Here is a 21,669-nt window from a genome sequence, read left to right on the forward strand (position 1 = left end):
GTCAACAATTAGTTTTTCCTCTTTATATCCATCCGCCGCATATTTCATTTTTTATTTCTGCATATATATCAATTAGCTTTGAGATAATCAATCAATTTTTCTTTACTAGTTTTATTAAATTTCCCTTTTTCCAGTTTCAAAAATGTTATATTTTCACATACATCCCCTATATATTCTACCATTCTTGGATGACAAGTAGTTATAAAAATCTGATTCTGTTTTGCAATATTAGTCAGAAGTTTTAACACACTCTTAGTATGACTTTCATCAAAATTAACAAAGGAATCATCTAAAATTATTGGTAAAGGAGGAGTTATTTCTTTTATTCTGCTGAGCCTTACAGATAAAAATAGCTGTTCTTTTGTAGCCCTGCTCAAAATATTTGAGTTTTCGTAGATGGTACCATCTTTAACCGCAGTTTTAAAATCCATAGATGACAAATCCTCTACGGGCTGTATATCATAATATTCCCCTCTGGTTATTTGACTCAAATAGCTGCTGGCATCCTTTAAAAGAAAATCCTTAGTTCTCTCAACAAAATTATCTTGAACCTTTTTAAGTATAAATTCTGCTGCTCTTAAAGTTCCATAGCGCTTTGCTATGGAATACATAGACTTTCTAGCCTCATCAATCTTTTCTTGGGCATATTCAACGTTTTTTGTACTATAAAGACCTTGAAGCTCATATCTTATGCTTTCTCTTTTTTCTATGAAACTTTGTAGTTCCTTTTCAAAGTTCTTAAGCTTTTTCTTTAAACTATTATACTCTTCCTCCACGCTTTCAAGAGAAATAAATCTATTAAATTCCTCTTTAAAATTTTCTAAACTAATTCCTGAAGGTAAGAATGTACAAGCATTTTCTAAAGTTCTTTCCAATATTTCATATTTGCTCTTAAGCTCTTTAAGCTCTCTAAACTTTTTACATTTTTTAATATAGTCATCTAATGAGGTCATTATATCTTCTTTATCATATTCTCCAATAAATTCTTTTATCTTTCTTTCACATAAAACTTTTTTCTGCTCTTCTAAACTTAATTTTTCTGCAGTACCTGCATAATTATTTAGCTTTTCTATTTGTTCAAAAATAAGGTTAGAATGCTTAATTATATCTTCATTTTTATATATATAATTGTCTTCTATTAGTTCACTGAATTCTCCAATGATATCCACTATAGGCATTAAGCTTTCTTTTATAGCTGTTTCTTCTTTCTTTAGCTTATTAATATAATTTTGAAGACTCAATATGCTGTTTTTTATTTCTTTTATATTTCTAAAATATTCTATCAATGTTTCTCCTGATATTTCTTCATCTATATCCAGAAGTTTTCTATAGCCTTTCAAACTTGACTTTATTGATTCAAATTTCTCATTGACCTTTTCTAGATACTCCTTATTATCTAAAACTTTCTTATTTATATTCTCCATCTCTGTAACATTAGCAAGAGATGACTTGTTAGTTCCTGAAGAATATTTAATGAACCCGTAAGTTCCTCCTAAAGCAGCTCCTGATAGGGACAGCACTATTCCTGCATTATAATTTACAAAGCATAACAAAGCTCCAAGAATTATTATACATATAGAAATGTAAAAACATCTTTTTATAAGCTTGTCTATATTAGTTATTTCATTGTTTCCAAAAGTTTTTTCAAGCATCACTCTGTTATTCTCTAAAGCTTTTATTTCATTACTTAATTCTCTTTTTTTATAATATAATTCTTTTTCTTCTCTTACTAAGCTGCCCAGCTTATTCTCTTCAATAATATCTGTTTTTATATCCATCAGCTTAGCAAAATCATCTTTCCATTTTTCATTGATGCCAAGAATTCTTCTTGAAATTTCTTCCTTAGCTCTAATGCAATTATTTTTTAATTCTCTATAATTATTTATCTTTTCCTTAATTCCTGATAATCCTTGGCTAAAAGTTAAAAGCTTATTTTTATTGCTTAAAAGCTTATCTTTCAGTTCTTCTTTACCTACAACCTGCAGAAACCTATATTTTTCCTCATTGTATTCATGGAGTATATTATTGTATTCTTCTTTTAAAGCTACTGCTTTCTCCATAGAACTAAATTTTTTTCCTTGCTCTAACAAGCTCATATCTTCCAAAGACATTTTTACCTTTAATTTCTTCAATTCTCCATAGGTTGCAAAGTTATTTTTTATTAATTCTAACCGAAATACATCATCTCTTGTTTTGCATATGTGATTTTTAAACTTTTCAATATCAATTTCTATATTCTTTAACTCAATGCTCTTTTCATAGTACTCTTCCACCTGAGTTTTTGCCTTTTCTCTAAGCCTTATACCTTCTTTTATTTCTTTATTATATATCTTAAATTGTTTTGTAGATGGATTTCCTCTAACTCCACCTATTTTTTGAGCCTCATTCTGAATTTCTTTAATAAATTTGGGAATATGGATTATTTCTTTAAAACCGGCTCCTAGTAATATGCTTTGCATATTGCTTACTTCTTTGGAATCCTCAAGAGAAGTGTTTTGAAGCTCGTCTAGAGTTATAGTAAAAAGCTGCTTATATGTAAAATAATCAACATTTCCATACAACTCTTCAATGGATATGTTATTTTCTATGTTAATTCCTTTTACTGATGGAAGTCTATTTCCTATTATCTCTACATTGAACAGTTCACCATCATTACATTCAACATCATAATTTACACCATACTCTACATTAGGCTTTGGAAGATCTTTAGTATTTTGTCCAAATCCAAACCCTAAATGCCTAAATAATTTCATAAAAGTGGTTTTACCTGCTCTATTATGGCCGCCTATAACTATTATATCCCCATTAAGATCCTCCAATTTTTCATCTCTAAATATACCAAAATCCTTTATATATATTCTCTTTATTCTCAAGCTTACTCACCTTTTTCTAAGAATTTTTCTATAATGAGTTCTTTGGCAGAATTTATTATTTCCTCCACTAAATTATTATTGAGCTGTATTTTTTCTTCATCCATATCTTCTGCACTGCTTTTCTTCTCAAAAACATTTCCAAAGGTATTTATTATTTCTTTTTTTATAAACTCATCTTCTAAACACAATCTTGATATATCATCTATCTCTTTTATTATCTTATTGTTTTTAATTAAATAATCCATATCTGGTATTTCTTTAGATGTATTTATTGATACAGCATTAGTATATAAAAATAACCCTTCATTTAAAAAATGTCTATTCATCCTTTCTGCAAGATATTTTTCTATATTTTCTTCATCTTCTCTTAAGAGCCCGTCTATTTGTCCTCTTCCCTCTATACTCCAATGAACTATATATCCCTTTAACACCTTTTCTATTGGATAAACACTTTCTAAATTCTCTGGCATCTCTACATACGCATTTAATATTTCATCTCCCTTTTCTATTAAAAGCTCCTCTAAATCATTTAATCCCATAAGTTCTTTATTTAAATTATTTATATTTAATACAGCTCTCTTCCATATTACAGATGATGTTGGTATAAATTTAATTTGTTGAGATAAGTCCTCCATAACTTCTACAAGCAGACATCCACCTATTCCTTCTTCCCCTATATCTCTTCCTTGAAGAATCCCCGAATAAGCTATAACAGGCTTGCTGTATAATATTCTGCACTTGTGTATATGGCCTAATGCCCAATAATGTATATTTTCTTTTTTCTTCAAATCCTCTATACTGCAAGGGGCGTAGTTGCTGCTCATAGGCTCTAAAGACGTATGAAGGACTCCTATATTATATACAGAAGAATCCTGAGCTTCATAAGAGGAAACCATTCTCCTTCTTTCCCACCTGCTTTTATAGGATTGTCCCACAACCTTAGCTATAATTTTCCCATTTTTACTTACATCAAAGCTTTGTGGATTGTCACAATCGAATATATGTACATTACTAGGCAGAGTAAATAGCTCCCTTTCCTCTCCTCCTAGAGGATCATGATTGCCTCTAATTAAATATATGTGTATATTTTCTTCTTCCAATCTTATGCTTTCATCGTACAAAACTCTGCTTCCTTTAACAGTACTAAGTTCTCTGTCATAGATGTCCCCAGATAAAATTATAAAATCCGCATTAAATTCTACAGCCGAACTGCAAATCCTTCTAAAACTATTGTATACAGCTTCTTTTAACATCTCATCTATTTTATGATTTTCCTTAACACTTGCATGAACAATACTCCCTAGATGTATATCTGAAGCATGAATAAATCTAAACTTAATCCTTGATTGACCATCCACCATTTTACACGCCTCCGAAAAATGCTTTGCATTTTCATTTTATATCCTCTTCCATTTACTAGCAAGGTAATATTTATAAATTTTATGCACATATATTGATGCAGCTGCATATCCTATTATGTAGAAATAATTTTGAAAGGTGACTAATAGTATGTATTTTGATCCTTACTTTAGAAGGCCAGCTAAATCTTTTGTAAGACTATTTCATGCCTCTCCTGATGCACCAGCCGTAGATATATACTTAGGCAATCAATTAGTTGCTAGAAATTTAAATTTTAAAGACTTTACTCGATATCTTACAGTAGCTCCCGGTCCTTATAACATAAGAGTTTTTCCTGCTGGAAAGACTACTGATCCTATTATAAATTCTAATTACACATTTAAACCAAATGCTATATTAACAATAGCTGCTGCAGGAATGCTTAAAAATATTAAGCTTCTTCCTTTTGAAGAGCCAAAAATGCCTTCAATTCCTGGAAAATCTTATATTAGATTCATTCATTTATCTCCTAACACTCCTGCTGTAGATATAACTCTACCTAATGGAAATGTTTTATTTAAAAATATAAGCTTTGAAAAATCCTCCGATTACATTTCAATTTCTCAAGGAACATACACTCTCCAAGCTAGACCTACAGGTACAAACAAGATAATATTAAATGTCCCCAATGTAAGAATAAGACCTAATAGAATTTTATCAGTTTACGCTGTTGGACTATTAGATGGAAAACCTCCTCTACAGGTTGTCATACCACTTGATGGAAGCTCATACATTGGTTAACATATAAGAAAATTGTGATGCAATTTTATTGAACGGAAAGTGGAGAAGTGGAGGCGCTTTGGTGCCTCCACTTCTCCACTTAATTGAGTTTTGCTGGCAGCATGGCATAAAATTTGCACGCTTCCACTAACTGACCGATTTCTATCTGTTCTCTGGGTCCATGAGCAAAAATTTCATTTCCTGGGCCAAAGCCAATAGTTGGAATATTAAAAACTCCTGCAGTAACATTACCATTTGTACTTATGGTCCATTTGCCAAGCTTAGGTTCTTTGTTAAACATATCTCTATAAACATTTTTTGCTGCTTTTAAAAGTTCATGATCCTCATTTAGTGACCAAGCTGGAGTACAAGCTTTGCATGGATAAGTTACTCCCGTATAGCTCGGCTTATCAAACATTATTGGTTCAACTTTAGCATTTTGAGCTCCATTTAATTTCCTTATCTCTTCTAAGACACTGCTCATATCTTCCTCTATGCCTATCCTTCTATCTATATGAACAATGCATTCATCTGGAATTGAGCCAGAAGATGGAGTTTTAAAAAACAATTGAGTCACAGCTATAGAAGCTTGACCCAAGAAACCATTATTCTTATATTTTTTATTTAACTTTCTTAGTTCATCAATGATTGGTATAGCTTCATATATTGCATTCATCCCCCTTTGAGGAGCACTAGCATCACAAGGCAAGCCTTTTACTGTTACCTTAAGCTCAGCTTTTCCCCTGCTGCCTCTATATATGTTCAAGTTTGTAGGTTCTGTTACGATTACCAAATCTGGTCTTATATTATCTTCTTTTATTATGTATCGCCATGCTACTCCTTCTCCTTCTTCCTTCATAACTGTTCCTATGAAATAAATAGTATATTCATTGCAAAGTCCAATCTCTTTTATAATCCTTCCTGCATAAATCATAGAAGCTATGCCACCCTTTTGGTCTGCTGCTCCTCTTCCATAGATTACATTATCAATGATGATTCCTTCAAAGGGATTTATCCTCCATAACTCCTCATCTCCAACTTTTACAGTATCCATATGAGCATCTATAGCTATAATTTTGTTTCCATTTCCTATTCTTCCTATTACATTTCCTAGATTGTCTACAGTAACTTCATCAAATTCCAATTTCATCATCTCATTTTTGATTGTTAAAGCTAATTTTTTTTCTTCTCCGCTAAAGCTTGGTATTCTTATCATTTCTATTAAGAAACTAATCATATCTTCCTTATATTTTTCTGACAGCTTAATTATTCTGCTCTTTATGTCCATTATTTCTGCCCCTTTTTAAAATATTATTCTATATATGTTATTTTTATCTTTCTTTATTTATAACTGCCTTAAACAAATTATAAATTAGATTTATCTCTTATCTTTAAAATCAGCTATAAACCTAGACAAAGTATTTTTAATTCATCAAATTTTGCTGAGTACTTTAAATAATAGATCAAAGGGGCATTATATTTTAGTTACAATTCATTTTTCTTGTTCTTAATATCCCAAAAATTGCTCCTGCTCCACCCCAAATCAGAAGCACAGGTACAAAAGAAGGTATTAACCCATCAATAAAAGAACATACCAAATTAACTGGTACATAAATGAAAGATATTATAGGAAGAAATATATTTCCAATTAGATAGGGTGATATTATGGTGAATATAAAGCTTATTAAAATTCCCATGGGTGATTTTATAGCTATTACTAGAATAAAGCTCAATATTATAAAGCTAATAATCATATACTTGATTAAATAATCACTGCCCTGCAGTACTGTTGAGAAAGCGTATTTAAAATTCCCCCATATCTCATCATAGCTTATACTTGAAAAAGAATACTTTTTTGTATAGAACTCTAAAAAATTTAGATTTTCATTAGAAATAATAAATACTGGGAGTATAAAAATTATTCTCAAAACAAGAAATACAATAGAAAATCTAACTCCCTCAATTATGTAATTATATTTATGCTTATTTATGTTTGGTTTTACATTAGATAAATCGTCTATTATTAATAACTTATCAGACACTTGACTCATCTCCTTTTACCATATTTTTACATAAATATATATTACCATATTTTTCCTCAATTTGCATTAGCTTAATTCTCAAAAAATAAAAAAGCCCTGCCGCAAATACAGAGCTTTTTCTAATTATCTTATATATTTAGTTATATTTTTCATACTTCTTCTTCTGAATATAGATAAAGCTATGAACACCCATGCAGAAGCTAATGCCCAACCTCCAATAACATCACTTATATAGTGAACACCTACATATACTCTACTTAATCCAATTAATGAAGCATATATAAAAATTACAATGCTTATTATAAATGCAAGAATTCTATTATTTAAGGCGCTTAATATGAAATAAATTAGTATTAAGGCACCTGCCATTGAAATTATAGCGTGGCCACTTGGAAAACTATATCCTCCAATATCAACTAGCCAATCTCCTTCAGGTCTTTCTCTTCCACATAAAAATTTCACGCTTTGACTTACAATAGCAATACCCAAAATATTCACTGCGTAAAACACTGCTTCTCTTTGTTTATTTCTCATGTAAAGATATAGTATTATAAGAATAGTAAATATTATTGCAACTATTGTATCTCCACTTTTACTTATAAAAACCATAATGCTGCTTAAACTATCGTTTCTAATGGTTTTAATATAATTAATTACTAGCTTATCAATTTTTCCTCCGCCTGCATTAAAACTGTCTCTAAGCTTTATTATAAAAAAGGCAATCCATCCCACAGCCATTACAGCAAGCAGGCATAAATAATATCCTAAACTAGGCTTCTTATCTTCTCTAGAGTTCATTATATACATCATAAGTTTCTCCTTTTTACATGAAATCTTTATTACTGAATTCCTAAATAGTATACTAAATTTCCATACCTATGTCATCTATTAATACATCTCCTTTAGAGCCTTTATTAAAGATAAATTCTATATTTTTCAATTTACTTGGCTGAAGCTTAGGATTTACTTCTAGAAAATCCCTCATAGATATTTGAAAAGTTTGAAGTACAGGTTCAAAATTTTCTCCATAGTTTATCTTATTATAGTAGTTCCATTTTGAAAGCTTAACTCCTATTGGTGGATGAAGCCTTCCTATATTGCTCAAAGATATGGATGCTTCTTCTCCGCTATTATCAATCAATTTTATAGTGAAGTCTGTTAACTCTAATTTATTTTTTTTTAGCTTTTCCTTTTGAACATCTGCAGCAGAAAATACCAACTTTGATTTAGAATTAATGTTCCAATTATTTGCCGTGCTTTTAGGAAGCTCTATAACATATCTTCCCCCACTCTTGGTCCATTTTAATTCTACAGCATTGTTATTTCCTGAAAAATCACTTCTAAACTCTAACTTTTTTTCCTTCCAGGTGTATACACCTTCTCCCCTTTGAATTCCTCCTGATAAAGTTGAGGTCTCAAGGTCTGCATCTTCCTCATAATTGCTTATAAGTTTAAAGTTAGAATCCTCAAATCTGCTTATATACACGGTTTTAGGAAGAAAATTTTCACCTTCTTCATAGTTTTTAAATAAGGATATATACTCCATCTCATTTTTAAGAGTAGTTTTTAAAAATGCAGATATATAGGTTTTTGCTATATTCCTTTGATCTTCCCCACTTAAGAGAGGCTTTATGTTTAATGCCCATCCTAAAGGTTTTCGTATATCTCTTCTTCCCCACAAGGTATTGAATTGCCCATGATTTGCTCCATATATATATAAGGATGACTTAAAATGATACATATCATCATCAAATTTTATTCTATTATATTGATTGCTTCCCATAAACATAGACACATCTCCATCATTAGCTCCTTGGAGAAGAAGGTAGTTTATGTTTTTTATTTCTGTGGGCTTACCTGCAGGCTTATATTGTTCGTCTGTAGGCGCTATTGCTGCTATAGACTTAATATTGTAGTTAAAATTAAATTTTATAGAAGCATTGGTTGGATAATACTTAAGCTTGTTAAAGACTGCTGCAGTAGCTACAGCTTCTCCCCCTCTTGAATGTCCAATTAATGCAATATTATCAAAGTCAACTTTGTTATAAAACGGATTTTTCTTATCTCCATTAAACTTTTTCCAAGCATCTAAATGCTTTAATAAAATCCAAGCCCTTGCATCATTTTCTCCTCCCAAATCTCCAAACCAAGAACCATTTAGAAAGTTTTCATCTACAGAAACTGTAATAAAGCCTTGACTTGCTAAAAGTCTTCCCAAATACTCATACCCATTCTCAGACCTTTCTTTCATATCATGATTTCCATGAACTATTAATACTAAAGGGAATTTTCCTTCTCCTTCTGGATAATAAACTTGTCCGTTTATAGGCATGGATTTATCGTCAAAGCCCCAATACATGGTTCTTAGCTTTCCTTTTAAGCCTGTATAATTTTCAAGGAAAGGATATGCATATACATTATCCGTCTTAATATCTACTTCTTCACCATACTCTACTCTATTTTTATCTCTTCCACTGCCGTAAGATAAGGTTTTAACTTTGTATTTTCCTTCTTCACTTTGGCTTAATATATCTTCTTTATTATCTGAACTTTTCATAGATAATATATAATTTTTTAATTCATAATTCACATTACCTAAATTTCTTATCTGAGCTATTGCAGCTATGTTTAAAGTCAATGTTATACCAACTAATGCAAAAGCTAACATTCTTTTTCCTTTGTTTTTAAAAGCAAGTCTAAGCCCTATTCCTAAAAAACTTTCTACGGCTATTATTAAGATTGCCCATAAAAACGCTAAATAAACAGGAAAGCCTAAAGCAAAACTAATTCCTGCTGTAAGGGCTGCTATTCCAAGAATTAATATGGCTAAAAACTCCAGCGGAAAATCCATAAATATTCTAAGCATAATTTTTATTAAAGTTTTTCCTATAAACACAAAAATCATTCCAAGCAAAACGCAAAGTGATATATCTATAACCTTTCCAAGCCCTGTATCCAAGTAAAATCCAATAACTGCTGAAAGTATCACCATAAATCCTATTACAGCGAACCTCCCACCTATCCACGCTTCGCCGAATACTCCTTTTATCATTTTTATAAATTTTGTGTACATATTTTTAAACCAAATTACTATGCTTTTTACTTTCATATCTCCCCAATCCTTTATTATATTTATACAATTCTATTATACACGACAACGCAATAGAAATATTAGACATATCTTGCGTAGCGAAGCTTTCCTAAATGCCTCTCTAATTGTATTTACTCACCTCATATAAAAGTGCAAGTACATTGATTAGATATTTGAACATCACCCATGGGATTTGCATTGTAGAAAGCGTTGAACAAGCTTTAGAATCTCTTTTATTTCTGGATTTTAAGCACCGTAAGAACCTTCTATTGTCTGAGCGACAGTGAGTTTAGAAGGTTTAGGGGCTTTAAATCCAGAAATATTAGAGCTTCTTTGCGAAGTGAAGCTTTCCTAAATGCAAATCCCATGGGTGATGTTAATATAAAATCATTTTATATATTTCTCATATCTGAGCTTTTTTCCTTCTTCCCAAGGTTTATATTTCTTAAAGAATTCCAATCTTTCATTTATTGGAGGATGGTCATATTTCCACATCTTATATAGAGGATCTGGATTTGGAATTGTAATCCCCTCATGGGAGAGTTTTTCAAAAGATGTTATAGCAGCAGTATTATCTCTTGTAAGTTCTATAGCAAAAGCGTCTGCTTCACGTTCTATATAGCAAGAATAAGCGTTGGACGCTGGAGTTATAAATATCATGCATAGACTTAATATAAATATAATTATGGGAAAAGAAGCTACATCGCTGAGGTCACTAAATTTAAACCTTATCTTAAATTTATTTATTATGGCCGGTGCTAAAACATGAATTATGTATAGAACTATAAAAGTAATTATTGTTTGTATTATAAAGAGTTTTTGAATATGTGATAATACATAATGACCTATTTCATGGGCAGTAACAAACCTTAATTCCCTTAAATTTAGCTTATTTAAAGCAGTGTCCCACAATACTATTCTTCTAGACTTTCCTATTCCAGTCATATATGCATTTATCATAGATGTTTCTTTGCTTTTGTCTACTTTTAAAATAGTACAGTTTTCTATGTTTGCCTTTTGCGTGAGTTCAATTAAACTTTTTTCTGTGGTCTTATCTTCTATAGTTTTAAAGTCGTTAAACAATGGATCTATTATAACTGGTTGTACATAAAAAAGCGCAAGGCTTATAGGTATTGATATAATTCCAGTATATATCCACCATCTTTTAGGGCTTCTTTTAATTATGGCATAAAATATTAGAATAGCAAAAAATATTTCTACAGATCCTATAGCGAAATTTAGAAAATAATCTTTTAACCACATATGCAGCGGTTGATATGACAATCCAAATTTATGACTTTGAATATAACTGCCATAAAAAGTTAATGGAAAGTTTAAAGCACTATCTAATATATTATATAGCAATCCATAAATCCCCACAGCTATAAAAGTTTTTTTCCCTATTCCCTTTGATACATTTCTAAACTTTGCAGAGCATCCTGTTGACAATATTATTATAGGTACACCTAGACTGAACACAATCTTAAGCCCTTGTACTATTCTATCACTTTTATAAAACCTCTCTCCTTTTTCTTCTCTACTTTCTATCCTTATATTTTTTTCTTTAGAAGTATCCTCTTTCCCTAAAGCCAAATTATTAGTCTTTATAAATATTACACTTATAAAAACAAATATTATAACAACTAACTTAAGCACTTTAAATTTTTTCATACCTTACATTACAGCTCCTTATAATCTCACTCTATAAAACCTTCTCTACTAATTATACTATTATAATTTTAAAAAATTCTAAAAATCCATTGACAAAAATCAAAAGCAATGTATATACTGTATATATACGATATATACAGTATATACAAGCATACATATAAAATCTTTTTCTTTACAAACTCTATTTTTTAAGCTTGGTAAAATCTTATTATGTATTTGATTTTATACTGTATTCTATTAAATATTATATAAGGAGATATTTAGATGAAAATAATAGTATCTAACTCTTCTGGAGAGCCCATTTATGAACAGATAGCAAATCAAATAAAAGCCCTAATAATACAGGGTGAGCTGCAAGAGGGAGATTCACTGCCTTCTATAAGAAGCCTTGCAAAGGAGCTGCAAATAAGCGTTATTACAACCAAAAGGGCCTATGAAGAGCTTGAAAGAGAAGGCTTTATAGAAACTGTTGCAGGAAAAGGTTCTTTTGTAGCGGCTCAAAATAAGGAGCTGCTGCGTGAGAGAAAGCTAAAGTTTATAGAAGAAAAACTTTTAGAAGTAGTTGAAGAAAGTAAGATGCTTAATTTAAGTTTTGAAGATATTTTAGAAATGTTAAAAATTCTTTTTGAAGAAAATTAGGGGGTTTTTATATGAATAATAATAATATCTTAGAAGTCAACAATCTTAGAAAAAAATATAAAGATTTCACTCTCAATAATATAAGTTTTACTTTAGAAAAAGGCTATATTATGGGATTTATAGGACCTAATGGAGCTGGAAAAAGCACAACTATAAAATTAATTATGAATCTACTCCGCAGGGATAGTGGTTATATTAAAATTTTCGGTCTTGATAACTTAAAGCATGAGAAAGAAGTCAAAAACAGAATAGGCTTTGTTTATGATGAAAATTATTACTACGAAGATTTAACTATGGAAAGCATGAAAAAAATAATAGCTCCCTTCTATAGCAAATGGGATGATTCTTCCTTTGATAGATATATGAAAGATTTTAATCTAGACCCTAAGAAAAAGATAAAAACTTTGTCTAAAGGTATGAAAATGAAATTTTCCTTAGCCATTGCCCTATCTCATAATGCTGAACTCATAATAATGGATGAACCAACCTCTGGACTTGACCCTGTTTTTAGAAGAGAAATATTAGATATTCTCTATTCTATTATTCAAGATGAAAATAAAAGTGTATTTTTCTCTACTCACATAACTACTGATTTAGAGAAAATAGCAGATTATATAACTTTCATAAACAATGGAAACATAGTGTTCTCAAAGCCTAAAGATGATATATTAGAAAGCTATGGCATAGTTAAAGGAGGCCTTGAACTTTTAAATAGCCATACTAAAAAAGAATTTTTAGGTATTAGTGAAAACCGATTTGGCTTTGAAGCCCTTACTGATAATGTAGAAAATATAAAAAAAGTCTTTAAGAATGAAGTTATAATAGAAAAACCAACTCTTGAAGATATAATGGTCTACATGGTAAGGAGGTAAAAATATGATTAATCTCATTAAAAAAGACTTTGCTATAACTTTTAGTAAGAAAAATGCTGCTATATTTTTAGCTTATTGTCTATTTATAATTACAGTAATGGACACTTTTTCTTCTGATAATATATACATTCTCATAATCAACACTATAGCTTATTTCTTAGTCAGTGAAAGCTTCATATATGATGAAAGAACTAAAGGGGAATATATAATAAATTCTCTTCCTGTAAAAAGAGAAGAAATTGTCCTATCAAGATATTTGAGCTTAATATTTTATATTTTTGCCGCTACAGTATTTGCTGCTGCCTTAGGATCACTAACTGCCTTAATGAATATAGGAAACATTGGATTTATAAATATGAATGTAATTAAAAAGGTATTTGTTTCTAGTATTTTAATGATTTCCTTAGTTATACCTTTGTTCTACAAATTCGGTTATAGAACTATAAAGATACTTTATTTGTTGATTTATATGTCCTTCTTTTCATTTATAACTGCTATTCAAGATATTGTAACTTTAGATTTTGTAAAAAAAATTATGGTCTTTATGGAAACTAATAAAGGGCTTATAGATATATTATCTACAATTATACTGATATGCCTAGTAATTATATCAGCCATAATTTCATTACAAGTTTATAGAAAAAAAGATATATGAGAGGGTGAGTATTAATGTTAAATCTAGTTTTAAAGGATTTTAAGCTTGGCAAAAGGTATAATATATTCCTTTTAGTATATAGTCTCATGATATCCGCATTTGGTCTTAAGATGGATCACCTTCCTGGAATGCTTTATGTTTTATCTATAGTAATGCTATCTTATATATCTATCCTATATTCTAATGGTTATGATGAAAAATATAAAATCAATATAGCATTAAACAGCATGCCCATTAATAAAAAAGATATAGTACGTGCAAAGTATTTATCCCTTATTCTACGCGTTTTAATAGTATCATGTGTTATAATCATATTTACTCTTATTTTAAATAGACTTGGAGTAAAAGCAACTGTTCGAACTGCAACCTTTTGGGATTTCATTTTATCCTTTAACTTGCTTGGTATATTTTATTCAGTATACTATCCTCTTTATTATAAATTTGAATATAATAAATTTAGAATAATCAATATGATATTATATATAATTTTATTAGTCATCCCCGGCTATATTACAAAATTTCTTAAATCTAATATAGGATTAAAATTCTACAATTGGATTATGGATTTTAGACATTTAAATCAGTTTCAACTTTTTACATCAATTTTAGTTTTAATAGTTTTGATTATATCAATGACAATATCCTCAAAAATCTACTGCAACAAAGAATTTTAGCCGCCTAATATTGACATAAAATATGCCTTGGTATATGATTAAAAGAGGACTTTTCATGCCTTTCATCAGAGAGCAAATGGTGAAAGGCATTTAAATATATATATAGGAGTGAAGAAAATGTCAGCAAAGGAAGTTAGAACGAGATTTGCACCTAGTCCAACTGGCTATATGCATGTGGGCAATCTTAGAACAGCCCTTTACACTTATTTAATAGCAAAACATGAAGGCGGAAAGTTTATATTAAGAATTGAGGATACAGACCAAGAAAGGTACGTTGAAGGAGCTGTTGATGTAATATTTAAGACTCTAAAAATGACTGGTCTAATTCATGATGAAGGTCCAGATATAGGCGGTCCTGTAGGTCCTTACGTTCAAAGCGAAAGACGTGGAATTTACCTTGAATATGCTAAAAAGTTAATTGAAAAAGGAGAAGCTTACTACTGTTTCTGCGATAAAGAAAGACTTGATTCTATAAAAGGAGATTCTGATGATCCTAATCAAAAGGTATTTAAATACGATGGGCACTGTAGAAATCTTTCAAAAGAAGAAGTGGAAAAAAAATTAGCTTCCGGAATGCCTTATGTTATAAGGCAAAAAAATCCTACTGAAGGGGTTACAACTTTCGTAGATGAAATTTATGGAGAAATCTCTGTAGATAACTCTGAACTTGAAGATATGATTCTTATAAAATCTGACGGACTTCCAACATACAATTTTGCTAATGTTATTGATGACCACTTAATGGGAATCACTCATGTAGTCCGCGGAAATGAATACCTATCTTCTGCACCAAAATACAACAGATTATATAATGCTTTTGGATGGGACATTCCAACTTACATACACTGCCCTCCAATAATGAAGGATGCTCATAACAAGCTAAGTAAGAGAAATGGAGATGCTTCTTTTGAAGATTTACTTGCAAAAGGATATCTTAAAGATGCAGTATTAAACTTTATCGCTCTTCTTGGATGGAATCCAGGAACAGATCAAGAAATCTTTACTTTAGAAGAACTTGTAAAGCAGTTTGATTATAGAAATATTAATAAGTCACCTGCTATATTTGATACAGTTAAACTAAGATGGATGAATGGAGAATACATTAAAAAGCTTCCTCTTGAAGAGTTCCATAAACTTGCAATGCCATATTACAAAGAAGTTTTCCAAGATGAAGACATGGCAAAACTAGATATGATGAAGATAAGCGAACTTCTTCAAACAAGAACTGAAGTTTTAACTGACATTCCAGAAAAACTTCCATTCTTTAAGGAATTACCTGATTATGATATAGACTTATATACTCATAAAAAGATGAAAACTAATGCTGAAAATTCTCTTGTTACTCTAGAAAGAGTACTTCCAGTGCTTGAAGGCTTAGAGAATTGGACTTTTGAATCTCTTCATGATGCAGTATTTAAATTAATTGCTGAAATGGAAGTTAAAAATGGAGTGGTTCTATGGCCTATAAGAACTGCACTATCAGGTTTACCAGCATCACCAGGTGGAGCTTTCGAACTTGCAGAAATCCTTGGAAAAGAAGAATCTCTAAGAAGAATTAGAATTGGTATAGAAAAACTTAAAAATAGATAAAAAATTGGGGCTAATTTTTAAGCCCTAATTTTTTATCTATTTTTAATTGATTTTTCATAAATCTAGCTTTAGGATTTAGTTCTTTATAATTTTTTTCATACAATTGCTTTAGACTTTCTATTTTAGTCTTATACATATCATTATCCATTACTTTATATTGTGAAATTAAAAAATTATAATACACCTCATACATGTCTGGATAAAACCTCTGTATGGTTAAAAATTCTTCATAATATTTTACAGCATTCTTATTGTCTTTTAACTTTTCATAACTAAAAGCAAGGTTCCCTTTTATTCTTGGATCATAGGGGTTAATCTTCTCACCTTCTTTTAAGCAATCAATGCATTTTTTCAAATAACTCTTTTCTCCATATTCCATATATATTTCATTATATACTTGAGATAAAGCTAAGTAAGGTCTTGGAGTTTTTATAGTTATTTTTCTTTCTAAGTCATAAGCCCTAATTGCCATATTATAATCTTTATTGACATCATATCTACTGCCAATAAAGTCTATAGAGTTGATTAGAATTAAATAAAATGAAAATATAATTATAAAAACATATGTCACCCTAGGCGCCAATCCAGCTTTTGAGGCTGATGCATTACCTTTAAGTTTTCCTTTAAACTTCTTTTCATCTCTGCCTTTTGTCATATCATATTTTAAATTTTCTTCTCCAAAGCTAAAGATCATTACCACAAAAATAAATATTGCTGGGTATTCAAAATCGAAATCTAAAAGACTATGAAAAAATATACTTAAGTGGAGGGGCAAATAATACTTTTTATCCTTATTCTCACTCTTAAATAATACATAAGTACCATATATTCCTATAGCTATAAATATTATCATGCCTAATATACCAATATCATATCCTCTTTGAAGCACAGAATTATGAATATATCTTACATCATAAAAGGCTGATTGTTCCGTATATTGTCTATATTCAAAAGAATTTATGCCATGTCCTAGAGGATTTTTTAGTATGCTCTTTATACCATCCTCAAAGTAAACCAGCCTCTCCTGAAGTACTGGAGTGTAAAAAGATATATTCTTTAATCTAGTTATATAATTATTTTTTACACCAAGTATTAATGCAATAGAAATAATTCCTATAATCAAGACTCCATAGTTTTTCACTTTGAATTTTTTGCTTTTAAACACATAATAAACTATATATATAAAAATTGGTATTAAAAATAAAGCTCCTATTCCTAACTTAGACAGACATATATATATGAGAAGTGACATAAAAACAGATATAAGAGTAGTAAAACCATATTGTTTAAAGTTATAAAAAACATGTAAAAACAAGTAAATTATCAAGTAAAGCATAGAATTTCTTGAACCTGTGTAAATTATTCCAAGAATTAGTATACTTTCAATTGCCCAAGAAATACTTTTATTATCTAAAATAGAATTAAAATATAGTCCTATAATTAAACTTAACCCATAGGTATTAGGATAATTAAAGTTTCCTCCTACTCTTTTATTGAGAATAATACCTTCATAAATTATAAAAACTACAGCAGAAATACATATTAAATAAACTATATCTCTTATTATCTCTTTCTCTTCTTCTTTTTTATCTCTAAAAATCTTATAAAACAGTACAGCACTTATGTATATACTAAGTCCCTCTAAAGAAGATAGAATATCTTTACTAAATACCATTGAGAATACTGCCGTTAGTAATAAACCAATTAACAAGTATACATACTTTTTATTTACATTATGTGCTTTATTTTTATTATGGTCTAGAATTAAAAACATCCCTCCAGCCAAAACAATAACTAGCCCTCCAAAACCTTCTCCTACAAAATTATATGGCATAAGAACTAGTACAGCTGCTAAAAGATAGTTACTTGTTTTTCTTTTCATTTCTTAGACACTCCCTAAAGCTTTTACACTACCTATACTAATAATGAATTTTTTAATAATTTAAAATAAACATGCTAGAATTCTAACATGTTTATTTTAAATTTCGTTTCAATTCTATTTTGTTATACTCCATACACCATTTACTTTTTTACAATTTAAGCTTATATCTTGAGTTTCTTTTACCTTGTTTCCATCCTTTTCAACTACTGTTTCTGCACTAAATGATGTAAAACCAGTATCAGAGGATAAGTTTACTTTTCCTACTGTAACTTTTCCAACTTCACCTTTAAAATCATCTTTCCATTTGTTTATAATATCGTCCATGAAACTTTTCTGTCTACCGTCTAGATTGCTTGGAGATAGGATTTCAAATTTAACATTTAAATCATCTTGTTTATCTTCATTTACTTTAAACTGTGCTACTAAAGCTTTAGGTAATTTTTTGCCTGAAGAAGATTTTACATTATCCTTTACTATAATATAGTAAGACTCTCCATCTTCATAAGGCTGATTAGGAGTCAATTTTACTGAAGAATTATCTTCTCCTAAAGAAACCTTTACAGATTGAGTTCTGCCCATACTATCAACCACAGTAATATTGTCCTCTGTAATAGTATTTTCATCTAATTTCATGTTAAATTTTATATTCCATTCCTTATTTTTTGAAACTAAATCTTTACCTTCTAAAGATTTAGTTGTGTAATCTGAAGGGAGTATATCATTTATACCTATTCCATAGGAAAGCACTCCACTTTCATAAGTTCCTATATAAACCTTGCCATCATTACCACTAACCATACTAGTTATATTATCATTTGCTTCTATATCATAAAGACCAATAAACTTATCTGAATTCTTTTCCTTTGCATAAAGCATATTATATCCTATCCATAATATTAACTTTCCGTCTCCTGTCTCTTCTAGTTTTCTTATTTCAGGATAGTTTTCCGTAAGACTTGAACCTTGACCACTGAATCTTAAATCCTCTTGAGGTGTAAGATTTTCATCTAGTCTATAAACCTTATACCCAGATAAATTATCTCCACACACAAATTCAAGCTCATCATTTTCATTTAAGAATATGTTAATAGGCTCATCTCCATTTTGAGATCTATAATTTATTGCTCTATACTGACTTCCATTTAATTTATTCAACTTTACTCCATTAAGAGCTTTAGTAATCAAATAAACATCATCATTTTTGTCCTTTATTAACTTATTATAAATTACATCATCATAAGAATGAAGCTTTGATAATTCTATTTCTTCTACCTTCTTATCCTTGTCCACTACATAAAGCTTTTCTTCGCCTACAGCGTATAAGTATCCATTATCATCAAAAGTTATAGAAGAAGTATAGTTCATATAACCTTCTTCATTATTTAATTTCACATACTCCTCAATAGAGTTATCTTTTAACTTATAAACTATGTCATCACATACAAAATATACTTCATCGTTATAAATTACTGCACTAATGTAACTTTTAAATTTAGATCCAGTATTGTTTTCTATATTGAACTTATTATTCTTTAAAGTTACTTCTAAAAGCACATCATCACTGTTTTTATAATCTTCATCATAATTATAATTATCACTTATTATTCTAACATCTGAAATCTTATCTTTTAAAACTACTGCTGAATTTGAGACATAACTACCTACAATAGTATCTTCCATTTCTCCTTTACTTATAAGAGTAAAGCCTCTAGTATTTCTTACAGCAATATTATTTTCATCTTCTATACTGAATTCTTTACTATCCTTTGATACTGTATATTTTTCTTTGATTTCATCATAAACTATTTCTTCAATTTTATCTCCATCTAAAACCCATACATTTCCTTTAACATCTTTTTCTATATCCTTTAAATTAGTTCCCTTAAACTCCTTTAAAACCTTTCCCGATTCAGCCACGTGTACAATCTTATCTTTATGAATGACCCATACACTGTCATCATTACCTATGACATAGTTCACAATATCATCGTCAAAGGTATAGGTTTTATCTGTATCATCTTTATATATTCTAGTAAGCATATACTTTTTAGTTTTGGAATCATTTTCTGTAACCTTAAACCAAATTCCTTCATTTGAATCTGATTTTAAATCCGTAAAAGCATCATCATAATTAAAACTTTTACTTACTTTAAGAGTACGAACGCTTTTCTCAGCAACACCTTCAGTATTTTCTACTTTTAAGAGATTATATATTCCCTCAGCGGAATTGTACACTGAAAACCACTTGTTTTTGCTGCTGTCTATTATTACTTCTTGGAGTTTATTGTTAGTTGTATCATTAAATGAAATATACTCATTTACAAAATTAGATTCTCCTGTGAACTTTTCGCTGTCTATGGTCAATAATTTATACATAGAGTTTGTTCTATATGGAGTTAAATATATGTACTTTCCACTTCTTTCAATATTTGTACTAGGAAAAATATCTATCTTGCCTAAATTGTATTTCTTAGCTTTTCCATCCTGTATAAAATAAAGAGAATCTCCAGTAAGAGCTAATGTATAGTCCTCATATTGCTTTAGTTTAAGTATTTTCCCTTCAATATTATATTTATTGGCTATTTTAGTAGAACTGCTATCATATTTTTTATAATCCTCTATAGCTTGTACTTCTTTACTTAAAAATCCCATCGGTAAAAGCGTGAGTATAAAAAAATACACCAATACAAGACCAATAATCCTTTTATTTTTCATATTATTTCCTCCAATATTATAATATTCATTGTATTCATTATACTACAACTTATGTAAAACTTTAAGAAAAACTAGTATTACTAAACCAACTTTATAACTTTAAAGTTGGTTTATCATACTAGCTAGGTATCCAGCTCCAAATCCGTTATCTATATTTACAACACTTGTACCACTTGCACAGCTGTTTAGCATAGATAAAAGAGCTGATAACCCACCAAAGTTAGCTCCATATCCAACACTAGTTGGTACTGCAATAACAGGTTTATCAACTAAACCTCCTATAACGCTGGCAAGAGCACCTTCCATACCAGCTACAGCAACTACAACCTTTGCTCCTCTAATTATATCTAATTTACTGAATAACCTGTGTATTCCTGCAACTCCCACATCATTGATTCTTTCAACTCTATTTCCAAAAATTTCAGCTGTAATTGCTGCTTCTTCTGCTACAGGTAAATCTGAAGTACCTGCTGTAACTACAGCAATATAAGTGTCTGTTTTAGAAACATCCTTTTTCTTTACAGTAATAGTTCTTGCAAGCTCATTATACTCTGCTTCTTTACATATTTCCTTTACCGCTTCATACATTTCTTTTGTAGCTCTAGTTCCTAGGATATTATTATCTTTTGTATTCATAAATTCTACAATACCTTTTACCTGCTCAACTGTCTTTCCTGCACAATATATAACCTCAGGATATCCTACTCTTATTTCTCTATGATTATCAATCTTGGCGTAGCCTAACTCCTTATAAGGTAAATCTTGAAGCTTACTTGCAGCATCATTTATTGAAACGCTGCCACTTTTTACTCCTTCTAAAAGTGCTCTTATATCCTCAGAATTCATT

The 21,669-nt window shown here is 29.9% G+C and carries 16 protein-coding genes; 6 read left to right on the forward strand and 10 right to left on the reverse strand.

What is annotated here, in order from left to right:
* Positions 1-68 precede the first annotated feature (68 nt).
* Positions 69-2,873 carry an ATP-binding protein gene (locus ACFWTK_RS09710; RefSeq protein ID WP_415875816.1) on the reverse strand — a complete coding sequence of 935 codons (2,805 nt, stop codon included), beginning with the start codon at positions 2,871-2,873 and terminating at the stop codon, positions 69-71.
* Positions 2,874-2,875: 2 nt separating this feature from the next.
* Complete coding sequence (locus ACFWTK_RS09715) at positions 2,876-4,234, reverse strand: metallophosphoesterase family protein (protein ID WP_415875817.1); 1,359 nt, start codon at positions 4,232-4,234, stop codon at positions 2,876-2,878.
* A 136-nt stretch (positions 4,235-4,370) separates the two neighbouring features.
* On the opposite strand from ACFWTK_RS09715, the gene ACFWTK_RS09720 reads away from it, so the two are divergent.
* Complete coding sequence (locus ACFWTK_RS09720; RefSeq protein ID WP_415875819.1) at positions 4,371-5,012, forward strand: DUF4397 domain-containing protein; 642 nt, start codon at positions 4,371-4,373, stop codon at positions 5,010-5,012.
* 79 nt (positions 5,013-5,091) lie between these two features.
* Here the strand turns inward: ACFWTK_RS09720 and ACFWTK_RS09725 are convergent, their stop codons facing one another.
* The 5 genes from ACFWTK_RS09725 to ACFWTK_RS09745 all read right to left on the reverse strand — a co-directional run bounded on the left by ACFWTK_RS09725 (position 5,092) and on the right by ACFWTK_RS09745 (position 11,795).
* On the reverse strand, positions 5,092-6,279 hold the full coding sequence (locus tag ACFWTK_RS09725; RefSeq protein ID WP_415875820.1) for a YgeY family selenium metabolism-linked hydrolase: 1,188 nt from the start codon (positions 6,277-6,279) through the stop codon (positions 5,092-5,094).
* A 193-nt stretch (positions 6,280-6,472) separates the two neighbouring features.
* Complete coding sequence (locus ACFWTK_RS09730) at positions 6,473-7,033, reverse strand: hypothetical protein (RefSeq protein ID WP_415875821.1); 561 nt, start codon at positions 7,031-7,033, stop codon at positions 6,473-6,475.
* 123 nt (positions 7,034-7,156) lie between these two features.
* Positions 7,157-7,843, reverse strand: a complete 687-nt coding sequence (locus tag ACFWTK_RS09735) for a phosphatase PAP2 family protein (protein ID WP_415875822.1) — start codon at positions 7,841-7,843, stop codon at positions 7,157-7,159.
* 52 nt (positions 7,844-7,895) lie between these two features.
* On the reverse strand, positions 7,896-10,142 hold the full coding sequence (locus ACFWTK_RS09740; RefSeq protein ID WP_415875823.1) for a poly(ethylene terephthalate) hydrolase family protein: 2,247 nt from the start codon (positions 10,140-10,142) through the stop codon (positions 7,896-7,898).
* A 369-nt stretch (positions 10,143-10,511) separates the two neighbouring features.
* The gene (locus ACFWTK_RS09745) at positions 10,512-11,795 is read right to left on the reverse strand and encodes a M48 family metallopeptidase (RefSeq protein ID WP_415875824.1); all 1,284 of its coding nucleotides are present in this window, start codon (positions 11,793-11,795) and stop codon (positions 10,512-10,514) included.
* Positions 11,796-12,059: 264 nt separating this feature from the next.
* Here ACFWTK_RS09745 and ACFWTK_RS09750 point away from each other — a divergent pair, with 264 nt between their 5' ends.
* The 5 genes from ACFWTK_RS09750 (at position 12,060) to gltX (ending at position 16,225) form a co-directional block, all read left to right on the forward strand.
* The gene (locus tag ACFWTK_RS09750) at positions 12,060-12,434 is read left to right on the forward strand and encodes a GntR family transcriptional regulator (protein WP_415875825.1); all 375 of its coding nucleotides are present in this window, start codon (positions 12,060-12,062) and stop codon (positions 12,432-12,434) included.
* A gap of 11 nt (positions 12,435-12,445) precedes the next feature.
* Positions 12,446-13,306, forward strand: a complete 861-nt coding sequence (locus ACFWTK_RS09755) for an ABC transporter ATP-binding protein (RefSeq protein ID WP_415875826.1) — start codon at positions 12,446-12,448, stop codon at positions 13,304-13,306.
* A 4-nt stretch (positions 13,307-13,310) separates the two neighbouring features.
* The gene (locus ACFWTK_RS09760) at positions 13,311-13,961 is read left to right on the forward strand and encodes an ABC-2 transporter permease (protein WP_415875827.1); all 651 of its coding nucleotides are present in this window, start codon (positions 13,311-13,313) and stop codon (positions 13,959-13,961) included.
* Positions 13,962-13,975: 14 nt separating this feature from the next.
* Positions 13,976-14,635: an ABC-2 transporter permease gene (locus ACFWTK_RS09765; protein ID WP_273092977.1), complete on the forward strand. Its 660-nt coding sequence runs from the start codon at positions 13,976-13,978 to the stop codon at positions 14,633-14,635.
* A gap of 117 nt (positions 14,636-14,752) precedes the next feature.
* The gene (gltX, locus tag ACFWTK_RS09770; protein ID WP_415875828.1) at positions 14,753-16,225 is read left to right on the forward strand and encodes a glutamate--tRNA ligase; all 1,473 of its coding nucleotides are present in this window, start codon (positions 14,753-14,755) and stop codon (positions 16,223-16,225) included.
* A 10-nt stretch (positions 16,226-16,235) separates the two neighbouring features.
* Here the strand turns inward: gltX and ACFWTK_RS09775 are convergent, their stop codons facing one another.
* The 3 genes from ACFWTK_RS09775 to larB form a co-directional block, all read right to left on the reverse strand.
* A complete protein-coding gene (locus ACFWTK_RS09775) occupies positions 16,236-18,107 on the reverse strand; it encodes an O-antigen ligase family protein (RefSeq protein WP_415875829.1) in 1,872 nt (623 codons plus the stop codon).
* Positions 18,108-18,221: 114 nt separating this feature from the next.
* On the reverse strand, positions 18,222-20,822 hold the full coding sequence (locus ACFWTK_RS09780; protein WP_415875830.1) for an Ig-like domain-containing protein: 2,601 nt from the start codon (positions 20,820-20,822) through the stop codon (positions 18,222-18,224).
* Positions 20,823-20,921: 99 nt separating this feature from the next.
* The gene (larB, locus tag ACFWTK_RS09785; RefSeq protein ID WP_415875831.1) at positions 20,922-21,668 is read right to left on the reverse strand and encodes a nickel pincer cofactor biosynthesis protein LarB; all 747 of its coding nucleotides are present in this window, start codon (positions 21,666-21,668) and stop codon (positions 20,922-20,924) included.
* Position 21,669: the final 1 nt, after the last annotated feature.

The sequence above is a fragment of the Clostridium sp. genome, assembly GCF_047777555.1.
In the GTDB taxonomy this organism is placed as follows: domain Bacteria; phylum Bacillota; class Clostridia; order Clostridiales; family Clostridiaceae; genus Clostridium_H.

What these genes read in the sequence shown, in the direction of transcription:
- ACFWTK_RS09725 (WP_415875820.1), bottom strand. Translation starts at nt 6,279, where the DNA reads ATGGACATAAAGAGCAGAATAATTAAGCTGTCAGAAAAATATAAGGAA.
- gltX (WP_415875828.1), top strand. Translation starts at nt 14,753, where the DNA reads ATGTCAGCAAAGGAAGTTAGAACGAGATTTGCACCTAGTCCAACTGGC.
- larB (WP_415875831.1), bottom strand. Translation starts at nt 21,668, where the DNA reads ATGAATTCTGAGGATATAAGAGCACTTTTAGAAGGAGTAAAAAGTGGC.
- ACFWTK_RS09765 (WP_273092977.1), top strand. Translation starts at nt 13,976, where the DNA reads ATGTTAAATCTAGTTTTAAAGGATTTTAAGCTTGGCAAAAGGTATAAT.
- ACFWTK_RS09750 (WP_415875825.1), top strand. Translation starts at nt 12,060, where the DNA reads ATGAAAATAATAGTATCTAACTCTTCTGGAGAGCCCATTTATGAACAG.
- ACFWTK_RS09735 (WP_415875822.1), bottom strand. Translation starts at nt 7,843, where the DNA reads ATGATGTATATAATGAACTCTAGAGAAGATAAGAAGCCTAGTTTAGGA.
- ACFWTK_RS09745 (WP_415875824.1), bottom strand. Translation starts at nt 11,795, where the DNA reads ATGAAAAAATTTAAAGTGCTTAAGTTAGTTGTTATAATATTTGTTTTT.
- ACFWTK_RS09780 (WP_415875830.1), bottom strand. Translation starts at nt 20,822, where the DNA reads ATGAAAAATAAAAGGATTATTGGTCTTGTATTGGTGTATTTTTTTATA.
- ACFWTK_RS09740 (WP_415875823.1), bottom strand. Translation starts at nt 10,142, where the DNA reads ATGAAAGTAAAAAGCATAGTAATTTGGTTTAAAAATATGTACACAAAA.
- ACFWTK_RS09755 (WP_415875826.1), top strand. Translation starts at nt 12,446, where the DNA reads ATGAATAATAATAATATCTTAGAAGTCAACAATCTTAGAAAAAAATAT.
- ACFWTK_RS09715 (WP_415875817.1), bottom strand. Translation starts at nt 4,234, where the DNA reads ATGGTGGATGGTCAATCAAGGATTAAGTTTAGATTTATTCATGCTTCA.
- ACFWTK_RS09760 (WP_415875827.1), top strand. Translation starts at nt 13,311, where the DNA reads ATGATTAATCTCATTAAAAAAGACTTTGCTATAACTTTTAGTAAGAAA.
- ACFWTK_RS09775 (WP_415875829.1), bottom strand. Translation starts at nt 18,107, where the DNA reads ATGAAAAGAAAAACAAGTAACTATCTTTTAGCAGCTGTACTAGTTCTT.